21 protein-coding genes are annotated in these 23,024 nt (G+C 68.0%); 10 read left to right on the top strand and 11 right to left on the bottom strand.

Annotation, left to right across the window (positions count from 1 at the left end):
- Window positions 1–28 precede the first annotated feature (28 nt).
- Window positions 29–769, top strand: coding sequence for a tetratricopeptide repeat protein (locus KOR34_RS03680; RefSeq protein WP_197531113.1), 741 nt, complete (start codon window positions 29–31; stop codon window positions 767–769).
- Here the strand turns inward: KOR34_RS03680 and KOR34_RS03675 are convergent.
- Window positions 756–2,027: a glycosyltransferase gene (locus KOR34_RS03675; protein WP_197531112.1), complete on the bottom strand. Its 1,272-nt coding sequence runs from the start codon at window positions 2,025–2,027 to the stop codon at window positions 756–758. The two genes, KOR34_RS03680 and KOR34_RS03675, sit on opposite strands and share 14 nt — an antisense overlap.
- 163 nt (window positions 2,028–2,190) lie before the next feature.
- Between KOR34_RS03675 and KOR34_RS03670 the strand changes: the two genes are divergently transcribed.
- Entirely contained in the window at window positions 2,191–2,952 is a 762-nt protein-coding gene (locus KOR34_RS03670; RefSeq protein WP_146562303.1) for a hypothetical protein, read from the top strand.
- Between the two features lie 551 nt (window positions 2,953–3,503).
- Here KOR34_RS03670 and KOR34_RS03665 read toward each other — a convergent pair.
- From KOR34_RS03665 to KOR34_RS03650, 4 genes are all read right to left on the bottom strand, one after another.
- Entirely contained in the window at window positions 3,504–4,013 is a 510-nt protein-coding gene (locus KOR34_RS03665; protein WP_146562301.1) for a hypothetical protein, read from the bottom strand.
- Window positions 4,014–4,228: 215 nt separating this feature from the next.
- On the bottom strand, window positions 4,229–5,659 hold the full coding sequence (gene cls / locus KOR34_RS03660) for a cardiolipin synthase (protein WP_146562299.1): 1,431 nt from the start codon (window positions 5,657–5,659) through the stop codon (window positions 4,229–4,231).
- A 54-nt stretch (window positions 5,660–5,713) separates the two neighbouring features.
- Entirely contained in the window at window positions 5,714–6,289 is a 576-nt protein-coding gene (locus KOR34_RS03655; protein WP_146562297.1) for an NADPH-dependent FMN reductase, read from the bottom strand.
- A 33-nt stretch (window positions 6,290–6,322) separates the two neighbouring features.
- Window positions 6,323–6,634 (bottom strand): winged helix-turn-helix transcriptional regulator, encoded by a 312-nt coding sequence (locus KOR34_RS03650; RefSeq protein ID WP_228714493.1) that lies wholly within the window; start codon window positions 6,632–6,634, stop codon window positions 6,323–6,325.
- 206 nt (window positions 6,635–6,840) lie between these two features.
- Here KOR34_RS03650 and KOR34_RS03645 point away from each other — a divergent pair, with 206 nt between their 5' ends.
- Both KOR34_RS03645 and KOR34_RS03640 read left to right on the top strand, forming a co-directional pair.
- A complete protein-coding gene (locus KOR34_RS03645; protein WP_146562293.1) occupies window positions 6,841–7,509 on the top strand; it encodes an isochorismatase family protein in 669 nt (222 codons plus the stop codon).
- 33 nt (window positions 7,510–7,542) lie between these two features.
- Window positions 7,543–7,848 carry a hypothetical protein gene (locus KOR34_RS03640; RefSeq protein ID WP_146562291.1) on the top strand — a complete coding sequence of 102 codons (306 nt, stop codon included), beginning with the start codon at window positions 7,543–7,545 and terminating at the stop codon, window positions 7,846–7,848.
- Here the strand turns inward: KOR34_RS03640 and KOR34_RS03635 are convergent.
- Complete coding sequence (locus KOR34_RS03635) at window positions 7,812–9,281, bottom strand: Gfo/Idh/MocA family protein (RefSeq protein WP_146562289.1); 1,470 nt, start codon at window positions 9,279–9,281, stop codon at window positions 7,812–7,814. The two genes, KOR34_RS03640 and KOR34_RS03635, sit on opposite strands and share 37 nt — an antisense overlap.
- Before the next feature lie 489 nt (window positions 9,282–9,770).
- Between KOR34_RS03635 and katG the strand changes: the two genes are divergently transcribed.
- Window positions 9,771–12,173, top strand: a complete 2,403-nt coding sequence (gene katG / locus KOR34_RS03630; protein WP_146562287.1) for a catalase/peroxidase HPI — start codon at window positions 9,771–9,773, stop codon at window positions 12,171–12,173.
- A 71-nt stretch (window positions 12,174–12,244) separates the two neighbouring features.
- On the opposite strand, the gene KOR34_RS03625 is transcribed toward katG, so the two are convergent.
- Window positions 12,245–13,621, bottom strand: a complete 1,377-nt coding sequence (locus KOR34_RS03625; RefSeq protein WP_146562285.1) for a DUF6055 domain-containing protein — start codon at window positions 13,619–13,621, stop codon at window positions 12,245–12,247.
- Window positions 13,622–13,806: 185 nt separating this feature from the next.
- Between KOR34_RS03625 and KOR34_RS03620 the strand changes: the two genes are divergently transcribed.
- Window positions 13,807–14,541 carry a peptidoglycan recognition protein family protein gene (locus KOR34_RS03620; RefSeq protein ID WP_146562283.1) on the top strand — a complete coding sequence of 245 codons (735 nt, stop codon included), beginning with the start codon at window positions 13,807–13,809 and terminating at the stop codon, window positions 14,539–14,541.
- Here the strand turns inward: KOR34_RS03620 and KOR34_RS03615 are convergent.
- Window positions 14,507–15,892 (bottom strand): SGNH/GDSL hydrolase family protein, encoded by a 1,386-nt coding sequence (locus KOR34_RS03615; protein WP_146562281.1) that lies wholly within the window; start codon window positions 15,890–15,892, stop codon window positions 14,507–14,509. The genes KOR34_RS03620 and KOR34_RS03615 overlap by 35 nt on opposite strands.
- 162 nt (window positions 15,893–16,054) lie before the next feature.
- Here KOR34_RS03615 and KOR34_RS03610 point away from each other — a divergent pair, with 162 nt between their 5' ends.
- Both KOR34_RS03610 and KOR34_RS03605 read left to right on the top strand, forming a co-directional pair.
- Entirely contained in the window at window positions 16,055–17,053 is a 999-nt protein-coding gene (locus KOR34_RS03610) for a pseudouridine synthase (RefSeq protein WP_146562279.1), read from the top strand.
- Window positions 17,050–17,961 carry a dihydroorotate dehydrogenase electron transfer subunit gene (locus KOR34_RS03605; RefSeq protein ID WP_146562277.1) on the top strand — a complete coding sequence of 304 codons (912 nt, stop codon included), beginning with the start codon at window positions 17,050–17,052 and terminating at the stop codon, window positions 17,959–17,961. The genes KOR34_RS03610 and KOR34_RS03605 overlap by 4 nt, the downstream gene beginning before the upstream one ends.
- Window positions 17,962–18,152: 191 nt before the next feature.
- Here the strand turns inward: KOR34_RS03605 and rpsT are convergent, their stop codons facing one another.
- A complete protein-coding gene (gene rpsT / locus KOR34_RS03600) occupies window positions 18,153–18,425 on the bottom strand; it encodes a 30S ribosomal protein S20 (protein ID WP_146562275.1) in 273 nt (90 codons plus the stop codon).
- A gap of 58 nt (window positions 18,426–18,483) precedes the next feature.
- Window positions 18,484–20,034, bottom strand: a complete 1,551-nt coding sequence (locus KOR34_RS03595; protein ID WP_146562272.1) for a tetratricopeptide repeat protein — start codon at window positions 20,032–20,034, stop codon at window positions 18,484–18,486.
- A gap of 150 nt (window positions 20,035–20,184) precedes the next feature.
- Between KOR34_RS03595 and cobA the strand changes: the two genes are divergently transcribed.
- Window positions 20,185–21,696 carry a uroporphyrinogen-III C-methyltransferase gene (gene cobA / locus KOR34_RS03590; protein WP_146562270.1) on the top strand — a complete coding sequence of 504 codons (1,512 nt, stop codon included), beginning with the start codon at window positions 20,185–20,187 and terminating at the stop codon, window positions 21,694–21,696.
- A gap of 59 nt (window positions 21,697–21,755) precedes the next feature.
- On the opposite strand, the gene KOR34_RS03585 is transcribed toward cobA, so the two are convergent.
- On the bottom strand, window positions 21,756–22,100 hold the full coding sequence (locus tag KOR34_RS03585; RefSeq protein WP_146562268.1) for a hypothetical protein: 345 nt from the start codon (window positions 22,098–22,100) through the stop codon (window positions 21,756–21,758).
- Window positions 22,101–22,482: 382 nt separating this feature from the next.
- Between KOR34_RS03585 and KOR34_RS03580 the strand changes: the two genes are divergently transcribed.
- Window positions 22,483–22,998, top strand: a complete 516-nt coding sequence (locus KOR34_RS03580) for a hypothetical protein (protein WP_197531111.1) — start codon at window positions 22,483–22,485, stop codon at window positions 22,996–22,998.
- The last annotated feature ends 26 nt before the right edge of the window (window positions 22,999–23,024 follow it).

Genomic DNA, 23,024 nt, shown 5'->3' with positions numbered 1-23,024 from the left:
CGATCCGGCTGACGCGGAGAAACCGAACGTGCTCTCAAACCGCCAGAACCGACGCCGCTGGGCGGCCCTCGCCCTGCTGCCGACCCTCGCCTGCCTGAGCGGCTGCAACACCGTGAACAGCCAGGCCAACAACGCCGAGGGCGTGCGGCTGTACACCCAGGGCGCCTACGACCAGGCGGCGGTCAAGTTCCAGGAGGCGATCGCGTCCAACCCCGACTCGGCCGACGGCTACTACAACCTGGCCGCGTCGCTCCACAAGGCGGGCGCCATGTACAACCGGCCGGAGGACATCAAGCAGGCCGAGGTGCTCTACAACCAGTGCCTGGAGCGAAACCCGAATCACGTCGAGTGCTACCGCGGCCTGGCCGTTCTCCTCACTGAGACCAACCGCCGCGACGCCGCCTTCCGACTGCTGAACAACTGGAACGCCGCCAGCCCGCAGAACCCCAACCCGAAGATCGAGCTCGCCCGGCTCCTCGAAGAGACCGGCCAGTTCGACGAGGCCAAGGCGCAGCTCATCGCGGCGCTCGAGGTCGCACCCGCCGACGCCCGGGCGTTCACGGCGCTGGGGCGGCTGCGTGACCAGGCCGGCGAGTACCAGCAGGCGCTCGCCAACTACCAGCGTTCGCTCGCCATCAACGGCGCGCAGCCGCAGGTCGCGGCCCGGGTCGCCACGCTGCAGGCCGCCGCCGCGGGCGCTGGCCCCGCCGCCGCGGCCGGGGCTCCGTCGCACGTGGCGAACCAGTGGCAGTCGTCTACGACGTACTAGCGCCGGCCGGAGCGGCCAGCAGGCCCTCCAGCACGCCGCACGCGCGATTGCGGGCGGCCTGCCCGTCGCAACGCCGCGCCTGCCGCCGGCAGCTCTCACGCACCTCGTCGGAGCCGAGCAGCCGCTCCAGCGCCGCCGCCGCGGTCCGCTCGTTGAACCGGCGTGGCGAGAGCTCACCCGCGACGCCGAGCGCCCTCAGCCGGGCCGCGTTGTCCTGCTGATCGAACGCCTGCGGCCGGATGAGCTGCGGTGTGCCCGCGGCCAGGCCCTGGCTCGAGCTGCCGATGCCGCCGTGGTGCACGAACGCCGCGCACTTCGGCAGGAGTTGACTGAGCGGCTCAAACTCAAACCTCCGCACGCCCTGCGGCAGGTCGGCCGGCAGTTGCTCGGCGAACTTGGTCAGCAGCACGCCCCGCCGCCCCAGCAGGCGGCAGGCCTCGGCCGCCTGAGCCATCAGCTCGGCGCTCTGCCGGTTGGCCGATCCCGGGGTGAACACAATTGGTGGCTCGCCCTCGTCGAGGAACGCCTGGCACGCGTCGCTCAGCGGGCGGTGGCAGCCGCCGTCCCACAGCGGGAATCCCACGCACTCGGTACCCGCCGGCCAGTCCGGCTGCGGCGGCGCAAACCAGTCGGGGAACAAGCACAGGTTGCACGCGTCGGCGTACCACCAGTCCGGCATCAGGCGGCCGACCGGCGGCAGGCCCAGCTCCGCCCGCAGCGCGTTGAGCTCCGGCGCGATCAGCGGCCGCAGCACGGCCCGCTCGCCGAGCAGGAACTGCGCCTGGTTGACCCAGCCCGGCAGCCACGGCCGCGTGAACGCGATCGGCAGCTTGGGCGGCGTGCGCCGGCTCCACATCGACAGCGGCGCGAACGTGACCGACGCGACCGGCGCCAGCCCCTGGTCCCGCACCACGCGGCTCGCCAGGTCCAGCCCGTGCGCGGCGATCACCGTCTCGCCCGGCCGGCAGCGGGCGGTAAGCTCGCGGTGCATCTCGCGGAGGAAGGCCAGGCTCGCCTCGCGGACGATCATCGGCAGGCTCTGCCGCGGCCGCCACAGGTCTGGGTGCCGGGTCATGTCGTGGTACTGCTGCTGCGTGCCCATCGGCACGAAGCCCAGCGACGCGGTGCGGATCTCCTGCTCGAAGTAGGGGTTGGCCACCACCTCAACCTCGTGCCCCCGTGCTACGAGCGCGGCGCCGAGCCCGATCATCGGGTGCACGTCGCCGTAGCTGCCGAGGGCGGTAAGCAGGAAGTGCATAACGTTAGCTTGGGACAGACTCGGGCAGGAATGCGGAATCCGAATGTAGGGCCTGACCGGCCCCGCGGCCAGCGTGCGGCCACGCGTCGTGCGGTTGCCGTGGACGGGCCCGGGTGGGAAAATGGCGGGGTCCGCCCGTTCCCCCTCCCCGACGCCCGCGTTCATGTCGATTTACGACTCCCCCCCCTCCGACGCCCCTGACGACGACGAGTACGAGCTCGAGGCGCCCGACGAGTCCGTCGAGCAGCTCGCCCGCCAGCGGGCCGCCGAGGACCTCCGCGCCGCCGGCGAGTCGCTCGAGATCGACAACGCCCAGCGGGCCATGGAGGAGCGGCACATGCTGGACCCCGACGAGGGGTTCAACTTTCAGTTCCAGGTGAAGCACCTGCTGGTCGCCACCGCCGTGCTGGCGATCGGCATGACGCTCGCCAAGCTGATGCACGGCTTCGCGGTGCTGATGATCTTCATCACCGCGGGCCTGTTCGCCGCCCACTGGTACCTCTCGTGGGCCGAACGCAAACGGATTGAGGAGGCCTCCGCCCGCCGGAACGAAGCGGTCCGCCGGGTCCGCGAGCGGCAGGCCGCGCAGGCCGCCGGCGACGCGACCATGTACGACGAGGAACTGGAGGAGGCCGACGCCGAATTCGAGGAAGCGGTCGAGCAGACCCGCTTCCGCATCAACTTCTCGTTCCAGGACCTGATGATCGCGGTCACCGTGGCCGCGGTGGTGATGGGCATCGGCGCCGCGACGTCGTTCCAGGTGCTGGCGGTGATCCTCGGGCTGGTGGCGGTCTCGGGCCTGCTGGCGTACGGGCTCGGCGTGCAGCCGCCCAGCAAGGTGGTGCTCGTGTGGTGGATGACCCTCGCGCTGTACGTGGTGATCTGCCTGCTGCAGGCGGTTGGCGTGCTTGGCAGCGACGCGTAGCCGCCCCGCTACCCGCGCGGTGGGGCCGACTTTTGTCCCTTGTGGCGCTTTCGATTTTTAGGGACTAAAGTCGCGGAGTTTTGTCCCCGTCAAAGGTCGTCTGGGCCTTGTATAGCAGTGTCTGGCGTGTGTCAGTGGGGACAAAAGTCGGCGACTTTTGTCCCCCTTTGGTTCGCATAGGGACAAAAGTAAGCCCCCCGAGTTTCCCTTGGCAAGATCCCTGCGGCGCAACCCCCAATCGCGCCGCCCGGCAACAACGCCGCGCAGCAACCCCTCAATTGGACCGCGCACGGTGGCCGTTTTCTACTCAGAAGTTGGGCGAATCTGCGCCCCTGCCAGGCGGTGTCGAGGGCTCATCGGCTGTCATAGTCGTTTTGCAGATCAGAAGCTGCCAACGCCTAGCCGGGGCCCTGCTTTCGAGAGGTCAAACGCCACTCAGGATTTAGCTAGGTGCGGGCTTTGCAGGTGCTCCAACACGGACTCGCGCCAATCAACTGGCGTCGTGCTTCTCCAGTCTCGCAAGTCTCCTGCGTGCGACCGACGCCCTGTACTCAAGACTTTCTCGTCGCCGAGCCGTACCAACCTATGGCCGCGCTCGCCGGCGCGACGCAGACGAACCACAGCAGCCCTGCCCTGGCTGCCTGCGGAGCTTCAAGATCCTTCAGGTGGGTGTCGTCGAGAGCAGCGGAATCCATCCCGATCGCCGCAACCAGCGCGGGGATAGCTAGGCAAGTGAGCACGGCGACCACGCGGAAGCCGCGAGGTTCATTGAGGAGGCTGACGAGGCACGCTAGCGTGCAGCCCACCAGAAGGCCGCTCACGCACGCGGCGAGCAGCAACACGTCGGCGGCCGGCTCGGTCGACATGCTGGTCAGCATCTGCTTCCAGCGGAACGCCGCCCGGGCAGCGATGACGTCCCCCCACTGACCCGCCAAAGCCGAGCACAACGCCGCCACGGTTAGCAGCCAGACCAGCGACCGCAGCCGGAACTGCCTGAACTTCCTCAGCCGCGCGCGGCGGCGGCGGTCGGCGGCGTCGAAGATGCGAGTGGACTGCCACATCGCCGTGCCCTATTGCATGGATCGTTCCGCTTGAGGACTCACGCACTGCCCAGCCGCACCAATCCTTGACTCCTATGTCAGGCAAGCTGCAGCCTCGGCGTGGACTCCAGCATTAGAGCCCGCCCGTTGGACGCTTTCAACGCGAAAGGAGTCACCTCAAGCAATCTGCAGCGAGACACTGTGGTTAAGACCCACTGCGGATCTGCCCCGGGCGATCACAAAATAGGGGCGACCATTGCCAGCGCGTTGTTCGCCAGCCGGCGGGGCATCGACCAGCCCTCCACCTCGCTCAAGGTCACCTGACGCGAGTTGGCGCGGTATTGCTCCTGCCGCTCGATGAGCTGCCCGGTGAGCTGCGGGTCGTAGAACAGGATGTTGTTCTCGTAGTTCAGCTCGAAGCTGCGGCGGTCCATGTTCGCCGATCCGATCAGCGTGACCTCACCGTCCACGGTCAGCGTCTTGGCGTGGAGCAGGCCGCCGTTGAACTCAAAGAGCTTCACGCCCGCCGACAGCAGCTCCTCGTAATAGCTGCGGCTCGCGCACGCCACGATCCACGAGTCGTTGCGGGCCGGCACGATCAGCGTGGTGTCGACGCCGCGGTAGGCGGCTGAGCACAGGGCGCGTTCGAGCGACTCGTCCGGAACGTAGTACGGCGTGGTCACGATCAGCCGCTCGCGGGCCGCATAGAACATCGACTCAAAGGTCTCGGGCATTGCTGAGTAGCGGACCGTCGGACCGGTGCCCACCGCCTGGGCGTAGAACCCGCCGGGCGAGGGCTCGGGCGCGTGGGCGAGGAGAGCGTCGATGTTCTCGCCCGTGGCGGCGGCCCAGTCCGCGGCGAACAGCCGCTGGTTCTGCAGCGCGATCGGCCCTTCGAACCGCATAACGCAGTCGACCCACGGCGCGTACTTGGCCTTCACGCGGAACTCGGGGTCGGCGCAGTTCTGGCTGCCGCAGTAGGTGACGCGGCCGTCGATGACTGCGATCTTGCGGTGGTTGCGCAGGTCGATGCGGCCGATGAGCGGGCGGATCAGTGGGTTGCCAATCTTGAGCGCTACGCCTGTTTTCACGCCGGCCTGCTGCATGCCGGTCCAGTCGGGCGACGAGATCATCGCGCGGGAGCCCAGGTTGTCGGCCATCACGCGGCAGGTCACGCCACGCTGAGCGGCCCGCTTGACCGCGTCGACCACCTTGAGGCCGTTGTTGTCGGCGAGCCAGATGTAGAACAGCAGGTGGACGTGCTGGTCGGCGTTGTCGATATCGGCGACCATCTGCTCGATCGTGGCGTTGGAGTCTTCCATCAGCCGGGCCGTGTTGCCGCCCACCGGCTCGAAGCCACTGATGGAGGTCGCCACGCGGAACAGCGACTGGCGCCGTGCGGGCACCGCGTTCTTGAATTCCTCCAACCGCGACGCGTCGTACGGCAGCATTCCGCGGAGGATGCGGCGGAGCTCGTCGATCCTGCGCCTGCCGATGCTGGTCTCGCCGAACAGCAGGTAGGCGATCATGCCGGCGACCGGGACCGACGCGATCACGGCGATCCAGGCCACCCGTGACGCCGGTTCGCGGTGCGGCCGCAGCAGCACGCGGACAATCAGCACCAACACGATGGCGCCGTGCACCAAAACCCCAATTGTGAAATGCATCCGGCAACTCCTTGAGTCGTGTCGGCCCGAATGGCCCTGTGGTAGGCGCCCGCGTTAGGACGCTGACAGCCTGCTGGCCGTTTCGGCCAGCTGCTTCACGACCCGCTCGACCCGCCCCGCGACCCCGCTGTCGCGGAGCGCGCCGGACTCGTCGAACGCCTCGTGGGCGCGGGGGACCGACGCCTGCTCCGGAACGACGTGCAAGCCGATGCTGCCAAGGATCGACCGCACGTGGACCAGTCCCCGCATGCCGCCCAGCTGCCCGGGAGAGGCGCTCAGCAAACCGGCCGTCTTGCCGGTGAAGGCCGCCAGCGGCGGATCGCCCTCCCTTGGCCGGGAGACCCAATCGATCGTGTTCTTCAGCAGCGGCGTGATCGAGCTGTTGTATTCCGGGCAGGCGAGCAGCAGGCCGTCTTGCCCCTTCATGAGGTCGTAGAGCCGCGCGGCGCTGTCCGGCGCTCCGTCCGACTCCTCGATGTCGCCGTTGTAGAGGGGCATCGGGAAGTCGCGCAGCTCGATCAGCGTCACCGTGGCGCCGTGGGCGGTCGCCATAGCGGCCGCCGCGTGGACGAGCCGGCGGTTGAGCGACTCCCGCCGGGCGCTCCCGGCGAATGCGATTAGTTTGGCCACTGCTGACTCCTGGTAAGGGGTGGCGCGTAGGGGTCAGCCCCTACGCCGCCGGTTCTCGCTCTTCTTCTCGACCGATGCGCCCCACGCTTCCATCGCTTGGAGCACCGGTTTGAGGGACTCGCCCAGAGGGGTAAGCGAGTACTCTACACGCGGTAGGATTTCTTGGTAGTCCTTCCGGCTTACGACTTCATCGGCTTCCAGCTCACGCAGCTGTTTCGAAAGCGTCCTGGCGGAGATGCTACCCAGGAGGCGTGAGAGTTCGCCGAAGCGTCGGGGCCCATCGAGGAGGAAGTGGATGACCAGCACCTTCCACTGGCCGCCGATGACGCCGAGAGTAGTTTCCACCGGGCAGGAGGCCCTCCGCCCTGTTTGCTTCTTTGCCATGCCCGGTGCGGTATCCGTGGGGTTACTGGTATCTCCGCGGCCCTTGGTTGCGAGGCCCAATGGGTACGGATATAGATGCAGTCACAGCCTGACTGGTCTGTCGCCGCGGTCGACGCCGCGAGGATAGCACAAGTCTCATCGGCACACCTAACCATGGAGAGCGATTAATGGCGGCCACCAACGGAATGCTTGACCCGGACGACACAGTGATGCTGCTGATCGACCATCAGAGCGGGCTGTTCAACACGGTGCGGGACCTGCCGGTCCCCGACCTGCGCAACTACGTGATCGCGCTGGCCAAGACCGCGACCCTGCTCGACATCCCCGTGATCACCACCGCGTCGGTCCCGGACGGGCCCAATGGCCCGCTGATCCCGGAGGTGCACGAGCACGCGCCGCACGCGCAGTACGTGCCGCGCACGGGGCAGATCAACGCCTGGGACAACCCGCCGTTTGTCGAAGCCATCGAGAAGACGGGACGCAAGACGCTGGTCATCGCTGGGACGCTGACCAGTGTCTGCATGGCGTTCCCGGCCGTCAGCGCCGTGCAGGCCGGCTACAAGGCCTACTGCGTCGTGGACGCCTCGGGCAACTGGAGCAAGATGGCGACCGACACCACCATCGCCCGCGTCGCGCAGGCCGGAGCGATTCCGACCGACACCTTCGCGATGGTGGCCGAGCTGATGCGCTCCTGGAACCGGCCGGAAGGGTCGCGGTTCGCCGAGATCATCGCCGAGCACATCTGCCCGGAGTACAAGTGCCTGATCGAGAGCTTCGGCAAGGCCCAGGCGGTTGTGAAGGACGGGCCCGAGACGAAGATGGACAAGTTCCAGTAGGGTGTGGTCCGTATAGACGAAGACACAACCGGTTTGGTCACCGTGCCCGCGGTGGTGATGGGCATCGGCGCCGTCGCGGTGCACGTGGAGCCGGGCAGCGATCCGCGATTCGATACCGGGACACTAGCGTTGTCGGGCGCTATCCGCTCGTTTCGCATGGTGGGTGGCAACGAGTTCGCCGTCGACTGGATCTCGACTGCCGTCCCTGAACCGGCGTGTGCGGTGCTGGCCGTCGTTGCTGCGGCTGGCGCAGCAATCAGCGGCGCACGCCGGCATCGACACGCATCTTCGGGACGAAGTGACTACACCTGCTCGGGCACAACGAACGGCTCGCGGTAGCCAGGCTTGACCAGCGCGTTGGCGATGGCGTTGCTGGTGGCGTCGGCGCCCGAGAGCTGCATCGCCTGCGGGTCGTACTCCATCCACTCGCTGCAGGTGAGCCGGTTGCGGTCCAGGTCGACGTTGTTCGCCTTGAGGTGCGCGGCGATCGCGTCGATGGTCTCCAGCGCGTCGCCGCGCTGACCGACACGGCTCTTGACCTCCTCAACGGAGGCCGGCTGGCCGCTGCGGAACGCCAGGTTCGCCAGGTGGCAGAGGTTGGCCGAGCGGACGCCGACGGCGAGTTCCGCCCGCAGGCCCTCATTGTTGCGCGACCGGACCGCTTCGACCCAATTGGCGTAGTGCCCCGCGCCGCCGTCGCCCGGGAACCTCTTGAGCAGCTTGCCGCTGTTGTCGTACACAGCGCCGCCGCCCCGCCCGCCGGCGAAGTAGCCGTTCTCGCACTGGATGACATTCCCAGCGGTGACGCCGCGAACGTTGGGTAGCTTCCTGCTGCCGGCGCTCTCGGTCAGGCCGCGGACCTCGACGAGAAACGGCGGCGCGTCGTCGAATTCAAAGCAGACGGCCTGCATGTTCGGCGTCTGGCCGTCGTCCTCGCGTGCAAACCGGCCCCCCAGGCAGAGGAACCGCTTGGGCGAGGACGCGATATCCAACGCGTGCGCGCAGTCGTCGAGCTGGTGCGCGCCCAGGTTGCCCATGTCGGCGTTGCCGGTGTCCCAGTCCCAGTGCCAGTCGTAGTGGAGGTTCTGCCGCATCAGCGGCTCCAGCGGCGCCGGACCGGTCCACAGGTTGTAGTCCAGGCCCGCGGGGATTGGCTGGGGCCCGGTGACGTGGCCGATCGAGCCGCGGTCCTTGAACCACAGGCCGTGCATCCACTGGATCTCGCCGAGGGCGCCCTCGCGGATGTAGTCGATCGCGGCGCGGAACCCGGTGTCCGACCGGTTCTGGGTGCCCACCTGCACCACCCGGTTGTGCTTGCGGGCGGCGTCGATGATCTGCTTGCCCTCCCACAGGTTGTGGGTGACCGGCTTCTCGACGTACACGTCCTTGCCCCGCTGGCAGGCCCAGATGGTCGCCAACGCGTGCCAGTGGTTGGGCGTGGCGATCGAGACCGCGTCGATCTCGGGGTCGTCCAGCAGCTCGCGCATGTCCTGGTAGTGCTTCGCCTTCACGCCGGCGTCGTCCAGCATCGACTGGCCGTTGGCGATGCGGGCCGGGTCGACATCGCACAGCGCGGCCACGCGCACGCCCGGAAGCTGCGACAGTTGCTTAACGTGGTCGCGACCCTTGCCGCCAACGCCGATCACGCCGACCTGCAGCGTGTCGTTCGGGCCGGCGGCGCCAGCGACGCGCGGCATTATCGACGCCGCGGACGCCACTGCGGCGGTGGTGACAGTCTTCGAGAGGAACGAGCGACGCGAAAGCGGATCCATGAGTGGTCAATCCTCAAGCATTGAAGAGAGCGGAGTGGCGGCGGTGAAAAGAGGCTGCCGCTTCCCGTAATGATACCAGGATGCGGCGCCGAATCCGCAGCCAAGTACCGCACTCCCAGGGCGGACTATTGAACTCGGGCAATTCCCGCCAACGCCGCCGAAATCCCGAACCGCTGACGCGGATCGACCGGGTGTGAGTCAGAATCCGGCCCTCCACGGCCATCGGGGTGCTACGCTTCAGAAAGGCGGCCTCGTCTCTTGGGAATCCAATTCTGCCGGCCTGGTCGAGGGCTCCTGCGGCCACTTCTGGGGGCCTTTTCCAGTACAGGAACGACCTACGCACGCGGGGCGGTTCCTAGCATGCGCCAGACGCATTGCAGCTATAAACCCCGTGCATTTGTGTTCTTATGCGCCACCCCTATATTTGAAAAGTGCGGCGGACGCCGCCGACGCGAACCTTGTACCCGATCTGTTTGAAGGAGGCGCCAGATGTTGTTCCGATCACTGCTGCTCACGGCGGCGTTCACGACCCAGGCGGCCGTCGCAACGCCGCCCGCTGGGCACGCCGCCGAGGGCGCCGCGGGCGCCAGCAAGTGCCCGGTGACGGGCGCCATGCAATACTTCACCGCGCTGAAGAACGCGGCCGAGGGCGTCGAAGCCGACGGCCCCGAGTCGGCGCCGCCCGAGGAGTACCAGGACGCCCGACAGGCGCCCAAGACGCTTGACGAGTGGTGGCCCAACCGCCTGGACCTGCGGATGCTGCACCAGAACGCCCCGAGCAGCAACCCGTTGGGCGCCGACTTCAACTACGCCGAAGAGTTCGCCAAGCTCGACCTCAACGAGCTCAAGGCGGACATCGAGAAGTGCATGACCACCTCGCAGGACTGGTGGCCGGCCGACTACGGCCACTACGGCCCGTTCTTCATCCGCATGGCCTGGCACAGCGCCGGCACCTACCGCATGGCCGACGGCCGCGGCGGCGCCTCGGACGGCACGCAGCGGTTCGCGCCGCTCAACAGCTGGCCCGACAACGGCAACCTCGACAAGGCGCGGCGGCTGCTCTGGCCTGTGAAGCAGAAGTACGGCCAGAAGATCTCTTGGGCCGACCTGATGGTGTTCGCGGGCAACTGCGCGCTGGAGTCCGCCGGGTTTGAGACCTTCGGCTTCGCCGGCGGCCGCGAGGACGTCTGGGAACCCCAGCAGGACGTCTACTGGGGCCCCGAGAAGAAGTGGATGAGCGACGACCGCTACACCGTCGGCGAGCCGCTGCAGAAGCCTCTCGGCGCCACCACGATGGGCCTGATCTACGTCAACCCAGAAGGCCCCAAGGGCAACCCCGACCCGCTGGCCGCCGCCCACGCCATCCGCCAGACGTTTGGCAACATGGGCATGAACGACGAGGAGACGGTCGCGCTGATCGCCGGCGGCCACACGCTCGGCAAGACCCACGGCGCCGCGAGCCCCAAGGAGTACGTAGGTCCCGAGCCAGAAGGCGCCGGCATCGAGGAGCAGGGTTTCGGCTGGAGGAACAAGTTCGGTACCGGCAACGCCGGCGACACGATCACCAGCGGTCTGGAGGGCGCGTGGACGTCCACGCCGGCCGAGTGGTCGCAGGGCTACTGGGAGAACCTGTTTGAGTACGAGTGGGAGCTGACCAAGAGCCCGGCCGGCGCCCACCAATGGACCCCCAAGAACGGCGGCGGCGCCGGCACCGTGCCCGACGCGCACGACCCAGAGAAGTCGCACGCGCCGATGATGCTCACCACCGACCTGTCGCTGAAGCGTGACCCCGGGTTCCGCAAGATCTCCGAGCGGTTCTACAAGAACCCCGAGGAGTTTAACAAGGCGTTCGCCAAGGCGTGGTACAAGCTGATCCACCGCGACATGGGCCCGCACTCGCGGTGCCTGGGCCCGTGGGTCCCCGAGCCGCAGATCTGGCAGGACCCGATCCCCGAGGTCGACTACAAGCAGGTGACCGACGCCGACGTCCAGAGCCTCAAGGGCAAGATCCTGGCGTCCGGCTTGACGGTCCCCGAACTGGTCCAGACCGCCTGGGCGTCGGCCTCAACGTTCCGCGGGTCGGACATGCGGGGCGGCGCCAACGGCGCCCGCATCCGCCTCGCGCCGCAGAAGGACTGGGAGGTCAACCAGCCGGAGCAGCTGGCCCGCGTGCTCGCGAAGCTCGAGAAGATCCAGCAGGACTTTAACGGCGCGCAGTCCGGCGGCAAGCAGGTCTCGCTGGCGGACGTGATCGTGCTGGCCGGGTGCGCGGCGGTTGAGAAGGCCGCCGAGGACGCCGGTCACGACGTCACGGTCCCGTTCACCCCGGGCCGCGCCGACACCACACAGGAGCTGACCGACGTGGAGGGCATGGCGGTGCTCGAGCCGGCGTCCGACGGCTTCCGGAACTACACCAGCGGCGGCGACCGCCGCTCGCTGGAGGAGCAGCTGGTCGACCGCGCGCAGCTGCTGACGCTTTCCGCGCCGGAGCTGACCGTGCTGGTTGGCGGCATGCGGGCGCTGGACGCCAACTACGAGGGCGCCCAGCACGGTGTGTTCACCGACGAGCCGGGCAAGCTGACCAACGAATTCTTCGTCAACCTGCTCGACATGGGCGTGGTCTGGAGCGAGTCCGACGATGAGCCCGGCGTTTACGAGGGCCGCGACCGCGAGTCGGGCGAGCTGAAGTGGACCGGCACCCGGGTCGACCTGGTGTTCGGATCGAACTCGCAGCTGCGGGCCCTGGCCGAGGCCTACGCGTCGGAGGACGCCGGCGAGAAGTTCGTTAACGACTTTGTCGCCGCCTGGGCGAAGGTGATGAACCTCGACCGGTTCGACCTCGACCGCTCGGACCGCACCGGTTCGGCGCCGGTCGCGGTGAACCAGCGGTAACGGTTCGTAGTGGCGCTACTTCCACGCCCCCCGGCTCGCAGAGCCGGGGGGCGTTTTTTTGTGCGCCGAGGCTACTCGATGAAGTCTGCGGAGATCGTTGTCCCGGCGAGCTTCACGCGGTAGGGCCACTGCTCTTCACCGGACGGCTCGTCCCCCCTGCCCCGCCCCCGGCGGCCGCGGCCCCCGCTGACCGGCCAGTGCTCGGTCGGCGCGCCCATCACGACCAGCCACAGGTGCTCGGTCCCCTCGGGCGTTTCGAACGCAAGGCGGCCGTCGGCGTCGCGGCCGACCTCGCTGTAGACGCGGCGGTCGTCATTCAGGTGGGCCACAAAGCCGTAACGCCAGCCAGCCTTGTCGGTCTTCACCTGGCTGAAGCCCTCGGCGCCGGCCAGCCCCTGGAATTGCAGCTCCACCTCACCGAATTTCTCGGGGACTTCCAGGCGGATGCCGTTGTACCCGTAGTTCTGTGGGCAGAGCTGGGGCGTGATCCGGTACCACCCGTCGCCCGCTTCGTTCAGCGTGCAGCGGTGCTGGTTGGCGTAGCGGCCGGCGACCTCTTCGACCCGGTCGAGGTCCCAGGTGATGAACCGCCGGCAGGCGTCGAACATCTCGTCGTTGAAGGCGGGCTGCTCAACGGCGTTCATCCGCTTGTACGTGGCGACCACGTCCTCGCCGCGTTTAGTCGAGCGGCACAGCTCGCCCCAGAACTCCTTGCCGTGCTTGTTGGACCAGTACTCCAGCACGTAGGGCGAGTGGTACATGTTGGTCGGGTGAAGGAACGCGTAGTGCGTCTTCTTCATGAAGTCGACCAGGTGATAGTTCTCGAACGTCATCCACTCTGGGTAGACCTGCCACAGCATGTACTGCGCGGACATCTCGTTGACCGCGCCCCCGGGGCGGGCGCCGCTATCGACCGACGACAGGAACTGGAAGCTGTGGCCCAGCTCGTGGGCCAGCACGCCGTAGGGCTCGCGGTTGACACGCACCGCGGGGGTCCACAGCGCGCCGATCTTGTCCTCCATGCCGCCGCCGAACGCGGTGCCGCCCTCGCCGCCGTACACGTAGGTGACCAGCTTGTAGCGGTCGCTGACCGACTCACCCTTCTTGACGAGCTTCAGCTCGTTGACGTAGTAGTCGTAGAACCGCTCGCACTCGCTCAGCATCTTCTTGACGTCAAACCGCTTGCCGCTGTCGGGGTTCTCGAGCGGGTCGGCGCCGTACTCCTTGTGCCAGAAGATCACGACGTTGTCGCCCTCGATCATGCGGCTGTAGCTGTAGTCGCTGTCGTCATTGTCGTAGTCGTTGCCGTCGGGGACCTTCATCACCCCCTCGGAGGGGATCAGGAGTTCTTTGCCCGCGTCCGCGGCCGCCGCAGTGACGGCGATAATCGACAGCGTGGCGGCCACAGCGGCGTTCGCCAGCAGCTTGGGGGATCGGAGTCTCTGCATTGCCCATTGTCCGTTCGAGTTCGGTACGCCTGGGCGGATCGTAACAGACCGCCGAGGCGGGCGCCAACAAACTCCGGGCTTCGGGCGCCCGTGCGATTGGCGCTCGCTCGGCCGGCCGGCTATGGTGGAATCCCCCGGGCGGAGGCCCGGTCACCCTGAGCCCGCCCCTTGATACGGTGAGATTGATGAAGACCGCCCGCTCGACGCTGGTTACCGTGATGCTGATCAGCGCGGGGACGGCGTCCGCCGACCCCGAACAGCGGGCCGACGTTCCCCGGCCCGCTAAGTTCGTAACGGCAGCTGATTGGGGCTCTCGACCCGACTCCATCCCCGACGAACGCCGGCACACGCCCAAGCACGTCACGCTGCACCACGCCGGAGTGCTGTGGACCGCCGACCGCGACCCGGTCCAGTTCATCCGCAACATGCAGTCGTGGGGCAAGAAGCGCCCCGAGCTGGAAGAGCCGCCCCGCAACACCTACTGGCCCGACCTGCCGTACCATTTCCTCATCGCGCCCGACGGACGGATCTTTGAGGGGCGGCCGCTGGAGTACGAGCCGGAGTCGAACACCAAGTACGAGCTGGCCGGTCACCTCGGCGTCGAGCTGATGGGTAACTTCGAACAGCAGCGCCCCAGCCCCGCTCAGGTCGAGTCGGCCGTGCGGCTGGTTGCCTGGCTGCTTGCCAAGCACGATCTGCCGCTCGATGCGATCACCACCCACGCCCGGGTCGCCAAGGGACAGACCAGCTGCCCAGGACGGGACTTCGCGAGGTACTTCGACGCGGAGAAGCCCCAGTTCGCGGAGTGGGTGGGCGCCGTGCTGAAGGGGAAACCACCCGCCATCGAGCTCGGCCCACCGCTCGACGGCGGCCCCACCCAGCTCATCACCGAGACGCGGAAACCGGACGCAGTTCGATAGTGTGCGTCACCGGCGGCAGCGGACGCTGGACCGCGGCGGCCAGGGGCGCGCGTTCCGCCTCGGTATCGCGGACGGCCTGATCAAAGTCGTCCCTGCCCGAGCGGCCGTGAAATACCTTCTTAACCTGGTGGGTCTCGAAAGCCTGCTTCTTCTCTACCGCGTTGTCGACCTCTTGGAACGCTGCGCAGAACGGGTTCTCGACGAACTCCGCGGCCAGGTTCACACCCCGTTCGAGCTCGGCGGCGGTGAATTCCCGGGAGGCGCCTCCCCAGGTGACCTGGTAGCGATCGGCCGAGCCGCCGGACGCAACCAGCGTCAAGCGGTTGAGCTCCGCGTCGAACGGCACGAGCGTCATTCCCGAGCGGACCGAATTGTCGTCGTGCAGGTCGCCCGTGGCGCAGAACGGGTACCGAGAGCTGGTGACCCGCAGCACGCCCGGCCCGGTGGTCTCGACCTCGTGGCCTTCCGAGCCGGTGGCCGACCCGCCCGCCAGGTCGACGTTGATCTCGCCGATCTGCCCGTCCAGCCCCATCGCCTTGAGGAACGCGTAGGCCATCACGACGTGCCCCGCCCAGCCGGGGTGGATGCCGTCGGCGCCGGCGACCTCGTACGGGTTGTCGGCGGTGGCGCCGTGCTGGTCCGGCGCAAACACCTGCGCCTGCAGCATCGGCCAGAACACGTCGGCCAGCCGGCAGTCCTCCGACTCGGCCACGCCGATCGCGATGTCGCGCAGCGCGCACAATGCGATGTTCTGCTGGTCCAGCGTGCCGGAGCGGCTCTCGACCCACGAGGCGGTCTTCCCGGCGCAGCCCGGCGTGCCGACCACCACCCGCACGCCGTGGACCTTGAATTGGCGGACAATCGCGCGGTAGTGGTCCTCGTACCAGCGGCCGTTGGTGACGTCGAACGGGCGGTACCGCGCGTCGTTCATCCCGTAGCACAGGGTGGCCACGGTCGGCTCGAAGGTCAGGCAGTCCTTGTCCATCCGCCGCAGGAACCCGTCGGTCTTCTCACCGCTCCAGCCGTACTGACGCACCGTCACGCCAAGCTGCGGTGTGCAGGCGGTGAGGTAGGTCTCGATGATGCGGGAGTACTTGCGCTGCTCGGTGATCGAGTCGCCGCAGATCGCTAGCCGGTCGCCCTTTTGCAGCAGCAGCGGCCCAGCCGGCGGCGCCTTGCGGGGGTGGTACATGCGGAACGCGGGGTCGTCGGGCTTGGTCTCGTACTCGTAGGGCCCAAGCTGCACGCCCTCGACGACCGGCGGCTGGGCGCCCACTTGGCTTGGCCAAACCAGCGGCAACGCGGCAAACAAGAGTATCAAAGCGGTGGGGCGTGCGGCGGCGCCTGGCATAGCGGGACCCTGAATGGTTCAGATGAGCGGACGTTGTCGCCCGGGCGGAGCCGCGGGCGTCTGCAGGAGTATAACCAGCGGACCGGCCCGCGTGGCGGCGTCCCTGTCGATGCGCGTCACGGCGGAGTAGAATGGAGGGCCCTCCCGACGCACTGAGAACCCATGCCTAAACGCGCCTCCAAACCCCGCAAGAAGTCGCCGATCGGCGGCAAAGGCCCGAAGGCCGGCGGAAAAGCCAAGCGGCCCTCCCCCGGCGGCAAAAAGAAGACCGCCCGACGGCCCGCCGGCGCGAAGCGGGGCCCCACGCCCCAGCGGCAGCACCCGGATGATGGCAAGGACCGCCTGCAGAAGGTGCTGGCCGCGGCTGGGCTGGCGAGCCGGCGCGAGTGCGAACAGCTGATCCTGGAGGGCCGCGTCGAGGTCGACGGCCAGCCCGTCACGGAGCTTGGCGTGCGGGTCGACGCGTCGCGACAGGACATCTGGGTGGACGGGGAGCCGCTGCCAAAGACCAAGAAGGTCTACTTCGCGGTCAACAAGCCAGAGGGCTACGTCTGCACGGCCCGTGACCCGTCCGGTCGGCCTCGCGTGACCGAGCTGCTGCCCCCGACCGCCGGCCGGGTGTTCAACGTCGGCCGGCTCGACATGGCGAGCGACGGCCTGATTCTGCTGACCAACGACGGCGAACTGGCGAACCAACTCGCCCACCCCCGCCACGGGGTCCGCAAGACCTACATCGTGCAGGTGGCCGGCCATATCACCGGTGAAGAGCTCAAGCAGGCCCGCGAAGGCATCTACATTGCCGAGGGCAAGGTTCATTTCGTGGGCGCGAAAATCAAGTCGCGGCACAAGAAGTCGACCCTGCTCGAGGTAGTGCTCGACGAGGGCCGCAACCGCGAGATCCGCCGCGTTCTCGCCGCCATGGGGCACAAGGTGCAGAAGCTGACCCGAGTGGCGCACGGCCCAGTCAAGCTGGGTGAGATGCCCGCCGGCGCCTACCGCCCGCTCACCCGCGACGAGGTCAAGGCGCTGCGGCAGTGCGTCGAAGACGCGGGGGCCGCCCAGGAGGGCCGACCCGTCAAGAAAAAGAAGCGCAAGCCGGCCAAGCCCAAGAACTCCAAGCCGGCCGCTACCAACAAGCCCCAGCGGAGAGTGATCAAGTGAGCGGCACGACGGAGCCGAGCGGTTGTGACGGAGGACACGCGACGCTGCACGCCGCCTACTACGCGGATCAGGCCTGCTTTGCGCCGGCGACCGTGCTGGAGAACGAGCAGCTCGCCCGCGGCACGTACCGCATGCGGGTCAACGCGGCCGCGATCGCCGAGCGGATCGTGCCGGGCCAGTTCGTCATGGTCCGCGTGGCCGGCCAGGCGGACCCGATGCTTGGCCGGGCGTTCGCCCTGTACGACGTCGTCCGCGATGATGCGGGCCAGGCCGTTGCACTCGACTTTGTGTACGTCGTGCACGGCAAGCTGACCACTGCGCTGGCCGCCTGTGCAGCGGGACGGACGGTCGAGCTGTGGGGCCCGCTCGGCAACGGGTTCGACCCGATCCAGTGCGACCGCCGCATCCTGGTGGCCGGCGGCATCGGCTACACGCCGTTCCTGGCCGCCGGCAAGGAGTCGCTCGGCGCCGCCCGCTACGGTGCGCCGTTGCGGGATGGCGGCCAGGCGGCAGAGGTGGTCATGTGCTACGGCGTCCGGACCGCCGACCTGCTGGCCGGCGAGCCGGCCTTTCGCGGCGCTGGGTTCGACCTGCGGGTCGCCAGCGACGACGGGTCGGTCGGCCACCACGGCCTAGTGACCGATCTCCTAGAGGCGGCCCTCGACGAGTCCGCCGACCGCCGCGTGCAGGTGGACTGCTGCGGCCCCGAGCCGATGATGGAGGCGGTCGCCAAGCTCTGCCTGCAGCGGGGCACGCCCTGCCGAGTGTCGCTCGAGACGCCCATGGCCTGCGGTATCGGCATCTGCTTCAGCTGCGTGGCCAAGGTCCGCCAGCCCGAGGGGGACTGGGACTACAAACGCACCTGCGTCGAGGGCCCCGTGTTCGACGCCGCGAAGATCGAGTGGTAGCAGGTTGTAGCGCCGGCAGCTACAAGAAAAAGCAGCCTGGCTACAGCCACAAAAAAAAAAAAGAGCCGCGCCCGTCAGGAAGCGATCGACCCCAGCGGGATCGCTTCAAGACGGGCGCGGCTCTGAGTGGATACGTTCTGAGTCGCGTGCTCGACGCCAGACCGCAGCTCCGCCGCGGTCGTCCACCGGCTCTAGCCGGCGTTCTTCAGGTCCTTGATCGCTTTGGACAAGCGGCTCTTGGTGCGGGCCGCGGCATTGGCGTGGATCAGGTTCTTAGCGGCGGCCTGGTCCAGCTTCTTGGCGGCTACCTGGAACTCCTTCTCGCTGTTCTCGACCTCGCCGGCGTCGATCGCCTTGCGGACCTTCTTCAGCTGCGTGCGAACCGACGCCTTGGCCGAACGGTTGTGGAGACGACGGGCTTGGTCCTGGCGGAGACGCTTACGGGCACTGGCGGAATTTGGCATGGCCGACGGAAAACTCGGGGGTGAATGGCGTTACGCGATCACAGCCTCCAGCTGCGAGTCACGCATTTTTACGCAATTCGGTGATCTTGTCTAGGCGGTCGCCGACGTCCCGGTAGCCAAAATCCAGCCCCGCGAGCTCCGTGAGGCGATTCTCGGCCCGGTCCAGGTCCCCCAGCCCCAGGGCCAGCACCCCCGCCCGGTAGAGAGCCAGCTTGTGGGTTTCCTCCGAGGCGTGCTGCTGGTCGGGCCGGGAAGCCTTGACCGCGGCTTCGTAGCTGCTGGCGGCCAGCTTGAACTGCTCGATGAACTGGAAGCACTCGCCCAGCTGCAGCTGCACGTCCGCGTCGCGGCGGGCGTCGCCCCGGGCGGCCTGGAATGCCTTGATCGCCTCGCGGTGATCGCCGGATCGCTTCAGCCGCAGCCCCAGCTCGTACTGGGCCCGCGTGTTGGCGGGGTTCCGCTTCGCCCGGGCGGAGTATACCTCCAGCTCGGCAAGGTTGCTCTCCGCCACGACCTGGCGGGCCGCCTTGATGAGCTCTGGGGTGCGTTTCGCCTTGGCCGCCTCCTGGGCCTGCTTAGTCTGCTCGCGGGCGACCCGGAGCTGGAGGTCTTCCAGCCGGCTGTGCTCGGGCGCCTCGGCGTCCGGCGAGTGCTTTGCAGCCCGCCGCAGAACGCTGAGCGCTTGCCGGCTTTCCCCCGCCACGTGCAGGATCTGGGCGAGATCGAACGCGGCCACGATGTTGTCCGGTTCCTCCTCCACCAGTTCGAGCAGCTCCTCCTTCGACTGTGGAACCGCCGCGGGGGAGGCTTTGTCAGGGTCCGCTGCAGCATCGGCGGGCTGGCGGTCCTTGGCGGCGAGGTCCGATACCCGCACGGCCGGCAGGTCCGGCGCGGCGCCCTCGCCCTTAAGCATCTCGTGGTTGTAGCCCCCTTCGTGCAGGGTCTGCTCGACGCTGAGTCGCGAGATTGCGCGGCGGGCCTCTTCGTCCTCGGGCTTCTGCTTCAGCACCCGTTGCCAGCAGGCGATGGCCTGATCGAACTGGCGGGTCCCGGCCAGGGCGGCGCCCGCCAGGCGGTTGGTCTCGTCGTCGTGCAGGTCGAGGTCCAGCGCCCAGCGGAGGTAGAACAGTTGGGTCTCAACGTGGCCCAGCTCGCCGCACCCGCGGGCCAGCTCGCGGAGCACCGGCAGGTCGACCGGGTTCTTCTTCAGGGCCTGGCAGCCGGCCGTGAAGGCCTCGGTCCACGCGCCCTTGCCGGCCGCCTTGGCGACCGCCGCCTTGCCGGAGCTGCCGCCCATGAGGGCCGAAAATCGTGAGCTTTTCTTCGTGCTGCCCGCGTACTTCTTGGTGATGTTGGCCCGGAAGGTCTGCGCGTAGATCAGCGAGCCGGGGTCCTCGGCGATGCACTGAGTGAGCAGGTCGTGGGCGTAGTCGTGGTCGCCGCGCTCCAGGCACGCCTTGGCGCGGGTGTGCACCGCCTCGAGCCGCTGCCGGGTGGCGGGCGAAATGCCACGGCCAGCGCGGGGGGCGAAGTCGCTGCTGGCTTCGGACGGGTCGGGCATGGGCCAATCGGGCGCCGGGCGGAGGGACAAGGGGACCGTACTCTTCATCGTATCACCGCGGGTTCGGTGGGGCAGCGCCTGGGCGCCTCGTTCGGCGCCGGGCGAAGGGGCATAATGGCGGTAACGATGCTCGTATCGAATAACGCGGCCGCAGGCCCGTTTTCCACACCCCGCCCACTGTGAGTCCACCGCCGCCGCATGAATCCGCAACCGGGCAAGGTTTATCTGATTGGGGCCGGGCCGGGCGATCCGGACCTGCTGACCGTCCGCGGACGCGACCGGCTAGCCCGGGCGGACGTGGTGCTGTACGACTACCTGGCTGGGCCGCGGGTCCTGGAGTGGACTCGCCCGGGGGCCGAACTTTATTGCCTGGGCCGCCACGGGCAGGGGAAGCTGTGGAAGCAGCCGGATATCAACGCCAAGATGGTTGAAGCGGCGCTGGCGGGCAGAACCGTGGCCCGCCTCAAGGGGGGCGACCCCAGCGTGTTTGGGCGGATGGCCGAGGAACTGGACGCGCTGACCGCCGCCGGCCTGGAGTTCGAGATCGTGCCGGGCATCACCGCGGCGGCCGCTAGCGGCGCCTACGCCGGCGTGACCATCACCGACCGCGACCAGGCGAGCTGCGTCACCTTTATGACCGGGCACGAACAGCCCGAGAAGCAGGAGGAGACGCTCGATTACGCCGCACTCGCCAGGCTGCCGGGGACGCTAGTGGTCTACATGGGGGTCACCACCGCCCAGCAGTGGAGCAGCCGCCTGCTGGAGCACGGCAAGCCCGCCGACACGCCGGTGCTGCTGGTGCGGCGGTGCTCGCTGCCGGATCAGCAGGCATTCGAGTGCCGGCTGGACGAGGTCGCGACCGTCCTGGCGCCCGGCAAGGTCCGCCCGCCCGTGGTGGCGATCGTCGGCCCGGTCGCCCGCCGGGGCGAGGCGATGGAGTGGTTCAGCGGCCGGCCGCTGTTCGGCCAGACAGTGCTGGTGACCCGCCCCCGCCACCAGGCGGGCGAGATGGTCGACCGCCTGCGCGAGCTGGGCGCCGAGGTGCTGCAGCAGCCAGCGATCAAGATCGGGCCGGCGCCGGACCCGGCGGCGCTCGAGGACGCGGCGGCGCGGTGCGGCGAGTTCGACTGGATCGCGTTCTCCAGCAGCAACGGCGTGAACAACTTCCTCGAAGCGGTCTACGCCACCGGCGCCGACGCACGCCGACTGGGCGGCGTGCGGCTGGCGGCCATCGGCCCCGCCACGGCCATGGCGTTGGCCGACCACCGCCTGCGGGCCGACCTCTGCCCCGAAGAGTACCGCGCCGAGGCGCTCGCCGACGCCATGGCGCCGCAATGCCAGGGCAAGCGGGTGCTGCTGGTGCGGGCGAGTCGCGGGCGTGAAGTCCTGGCGGAACAACTCAGCGCGGCCGGCGCCGAGGTGCAGCAGGTGGTGGCGTACGAGAGCTCCGACGTCACCACGCCTGACGCCGACATCGCCGAGGCCCTGGCGGCAGGACGCGTGCAGTGGACCACGGTGACCAGTTCGGCCATCGCCCGTTCGCTGGTGGGTCTCTACGGCGATCAGCTTAGCGGCACGAGCCTGGTCGCCATCAGCCCGCTAACCGCTGGCGTGCTGGAGGAACTCGGCCGTCCCGCCGACGTGGTCGCCAGAGAGTACACGGCCGAAGGCGTGATTGCCGCTATCCTGCAAGCGGCGGGCGGCGCATGAAAAAGCCGCCCCGCAGCAGCGCTGCGGGGCGGCGATCGCGTCAGATTGGGGCACCCAGATTATTCTTCGTCGGCATCGGGACCGGCGTCGACTTCGACGTTCTTATCGCCGGTCACGGGGTCCTCGCCGACCTTGACGTCACCGAGCGGGCTTTCAACGTCGACAATCGGTTCGTCAGGAACGACCGCGTCGACGGCGTCGCGGGCACCCTCCTTGGTGTCTTCCCAGGCCTCCTTGGCCGAGGCTTCAATTTCGTCGCCGGTCCTCTCAAGGTCGTTGTCTTCCGCCTCGATAACCGGCTTGTTGGTCTCGTAGCGGTCGGTTTCGGCGCAACCTGTAGCCAAGGTAAGGCCGCCGCCGACGAGGGTCGCGAGAGTAAGAGTTAATAGGTTAGTACTACGCATGGTTTCCGTCCTTTCAGGGGTGGGATTCGCTTTGGAGCCCGGCGTCGGCAGACGCCGGCGGTCTCGGCTCCAAGCGATGGTTACCGATCGCTCGATTACTTCTGAGCGAAGGGAAGCAACCGCCGTGCCAACGCCAATCCGGCCGTTTCTTCGCAGCCGGGTGGTCTTTGCGACGCCACCCTGGTTTGCGATAGCGCACCGGGCGCCCTCTGGGTGACACCCGGCACCAGGCGATGATCCCGTGCGACCCACCCTGCCGATTGGGGGGATCCGGGGGAATAGCTGATTTGGGCTTGCCGGGGCATAATGCCGGACCCAAATTGGTGCAGAACCTGCATCGCCCTCTGCCCGTCGACCCGCTTCCCCCGCCGGAGCTCCCCCCGTGTTTCTAGACGAGTGGTGTATCCACGTAGCCAACCTGTTCTACCTGGCGTCGTTCCTGGGCAGGGACATGCTCTGGCTCCGCGTGCTGACCTGCTTCGGGCTGGCGTTCGGGGTGATCTTCTTCACCACCTGCACGCCGACTCCGCTGTACGGACCCACGTTTTGGCACGTGACCTTCCTGGTCATCAACATCGTGCAGATCCACCTGCTGCTGGTTGAACGCCGGCGGCTCCGCCTGTCCCGCGAGCAGGAAGTCGTCCGCCGGGCGATGCTCGAGGGCCTAACCGATCAGGAACTGGTCGACACGCTGGCCCACGCGGTGATGACCGACAACCCTGACTTCCCGATACTGACCGCCACCAGCAGCCAGGAGCTAACGGCCGATGAACTGGCGATCCGCGACATCGCCTTCAGCCGTCTCAGCCGCGCCGAGATCATCAATCTGTTGTCACGCCGCGTGTGGAACTCACTCGAAGGCCTGCGTGGCCGGCATGGCGTGGGTTCGGTCTGCTAGGGGTTCGGTCTGCTAGGGGGACGGCG

The sequence above is a fragment of the Posidoniimonas corsicana genome (assembly GCF_007859765.1).
In the GTDB taxonomy this organism is placed as follows: domain Bacteria; phylum Planctomycetota; class Planctomycetia; order Pirellulales; family Lacipirellulaceae; genus Posidoniimonas; species Posidoniimonas corsicana.
The sequence above is the reverse complement of the archived record's forward strand: the minus strand, read 5'-3'. Positions and strand labels throughout refer to the sequence as shown.

Bases quoted from the DNA above. Each gene is read 5' to 3' on its own strand.
- KOR34_RS03620 (WP_146562283.1), top strand. From the start codon at position 13,807: ATGAAGACCGCCCGCTCGACGCTGGTTACCGTGATGCTGATCAGCGCG.
- KOR34_RS03645 (WP_146562293.1), top strand. From the start codon at position 6,841: ATGGCGGCCACCAACGGAATGCTTGACCCGGACGACACAGTGATGCTG.
- KOR34_RS03610 (WP_146562279.1), top strand. From the start codon at position 16,055: ATGCCTAAACGCGCCTCCAAACCCCGCAAGAAGTCGCCGATCGGCGGC.
- KOR34_RS03625 (WP_146562285.1), bottom strand. From the start codon at position 13,621: ATGCAGAGACTCCGATCCCCCAAGCTGCTGGCGAACGCCGCTGTGGCC.
- KOR34_RS03670 (WP_146562303.1), top strand. From the start codon at position 2,191: ATGTCGATTTACGACTCCCCCCCCTCCGACGCCCCTGACGACGACGAG.
- KOR34_RS03665 (WP_146562301.1), bottom strand. From the start codon at position 4,013: ATGTGGCAGTCCACTCGCATCTTCGACGCCGCCGACCGCCGCCGCCGC.
- cobA (WP_146562270.1), top strand. From the start codon at position 20,185: ATGAATCCGCAACCGGGCAAGGTTTATCTGATTGGGGCCGGGCCGGGC.
- rpsT (WP_146562275.1), bottom strand. From the start codon at position 18,425: ATGCCAAATTCCGCCAGTGCCCGTAAGCGTCTCCGCCAGGACCAAGCC.
- KOR34_RS03675 (WP_197531112.1), bottom strand. From the start codon at position 2,027: ATGCACTTCCTGCTTACCGCCCTCGGCAGCTACGGCGACGTGCACCCG.
- KOR34_RS03585 (WP_146562268.1), bottom strand. From the start codon at position 22,100: ATGCGTAGTACTAACCTATTAACTCTTACTCTCGCGACCCTCGTCGGC.
- KOR34_RS03595 (WP_146562272.1), bottom strand. From the start codon at position 20,034: ATGAAGAGTACGGTCCCCTTGTCCCTCCGCCCGGCGCCCGATTGGCCC.
- katG (WP_146562287.1), top strand. From the start codon at position 9,771: ATGTTGTTCCGATCACTGCTGCTCACGGCGGCGTTCACGACCCAGGCG.
- KOR34_RS03615 (WP_146562281.1), bottom strand. From the start codon at position 15,892: ATGCCAGGCGCCGCCGCACGCCCCACCGCTTTGATACTCTTGTTTGCC.
- KOR34_RS03635 (WP_146562289.1), bottom strand. From the start codon at position 9,281: ATGGATCCGCTTTCGCGTCGCTCGTTCCTCTCGAAGACTGTCACCACC.
- cls (WP_146562299.1), bottom strand. From the start codon at position 5,659: ATGCATTTCACAATTGGGGTTTTGGTGCACGGCGCCATCGTGTTGGTG.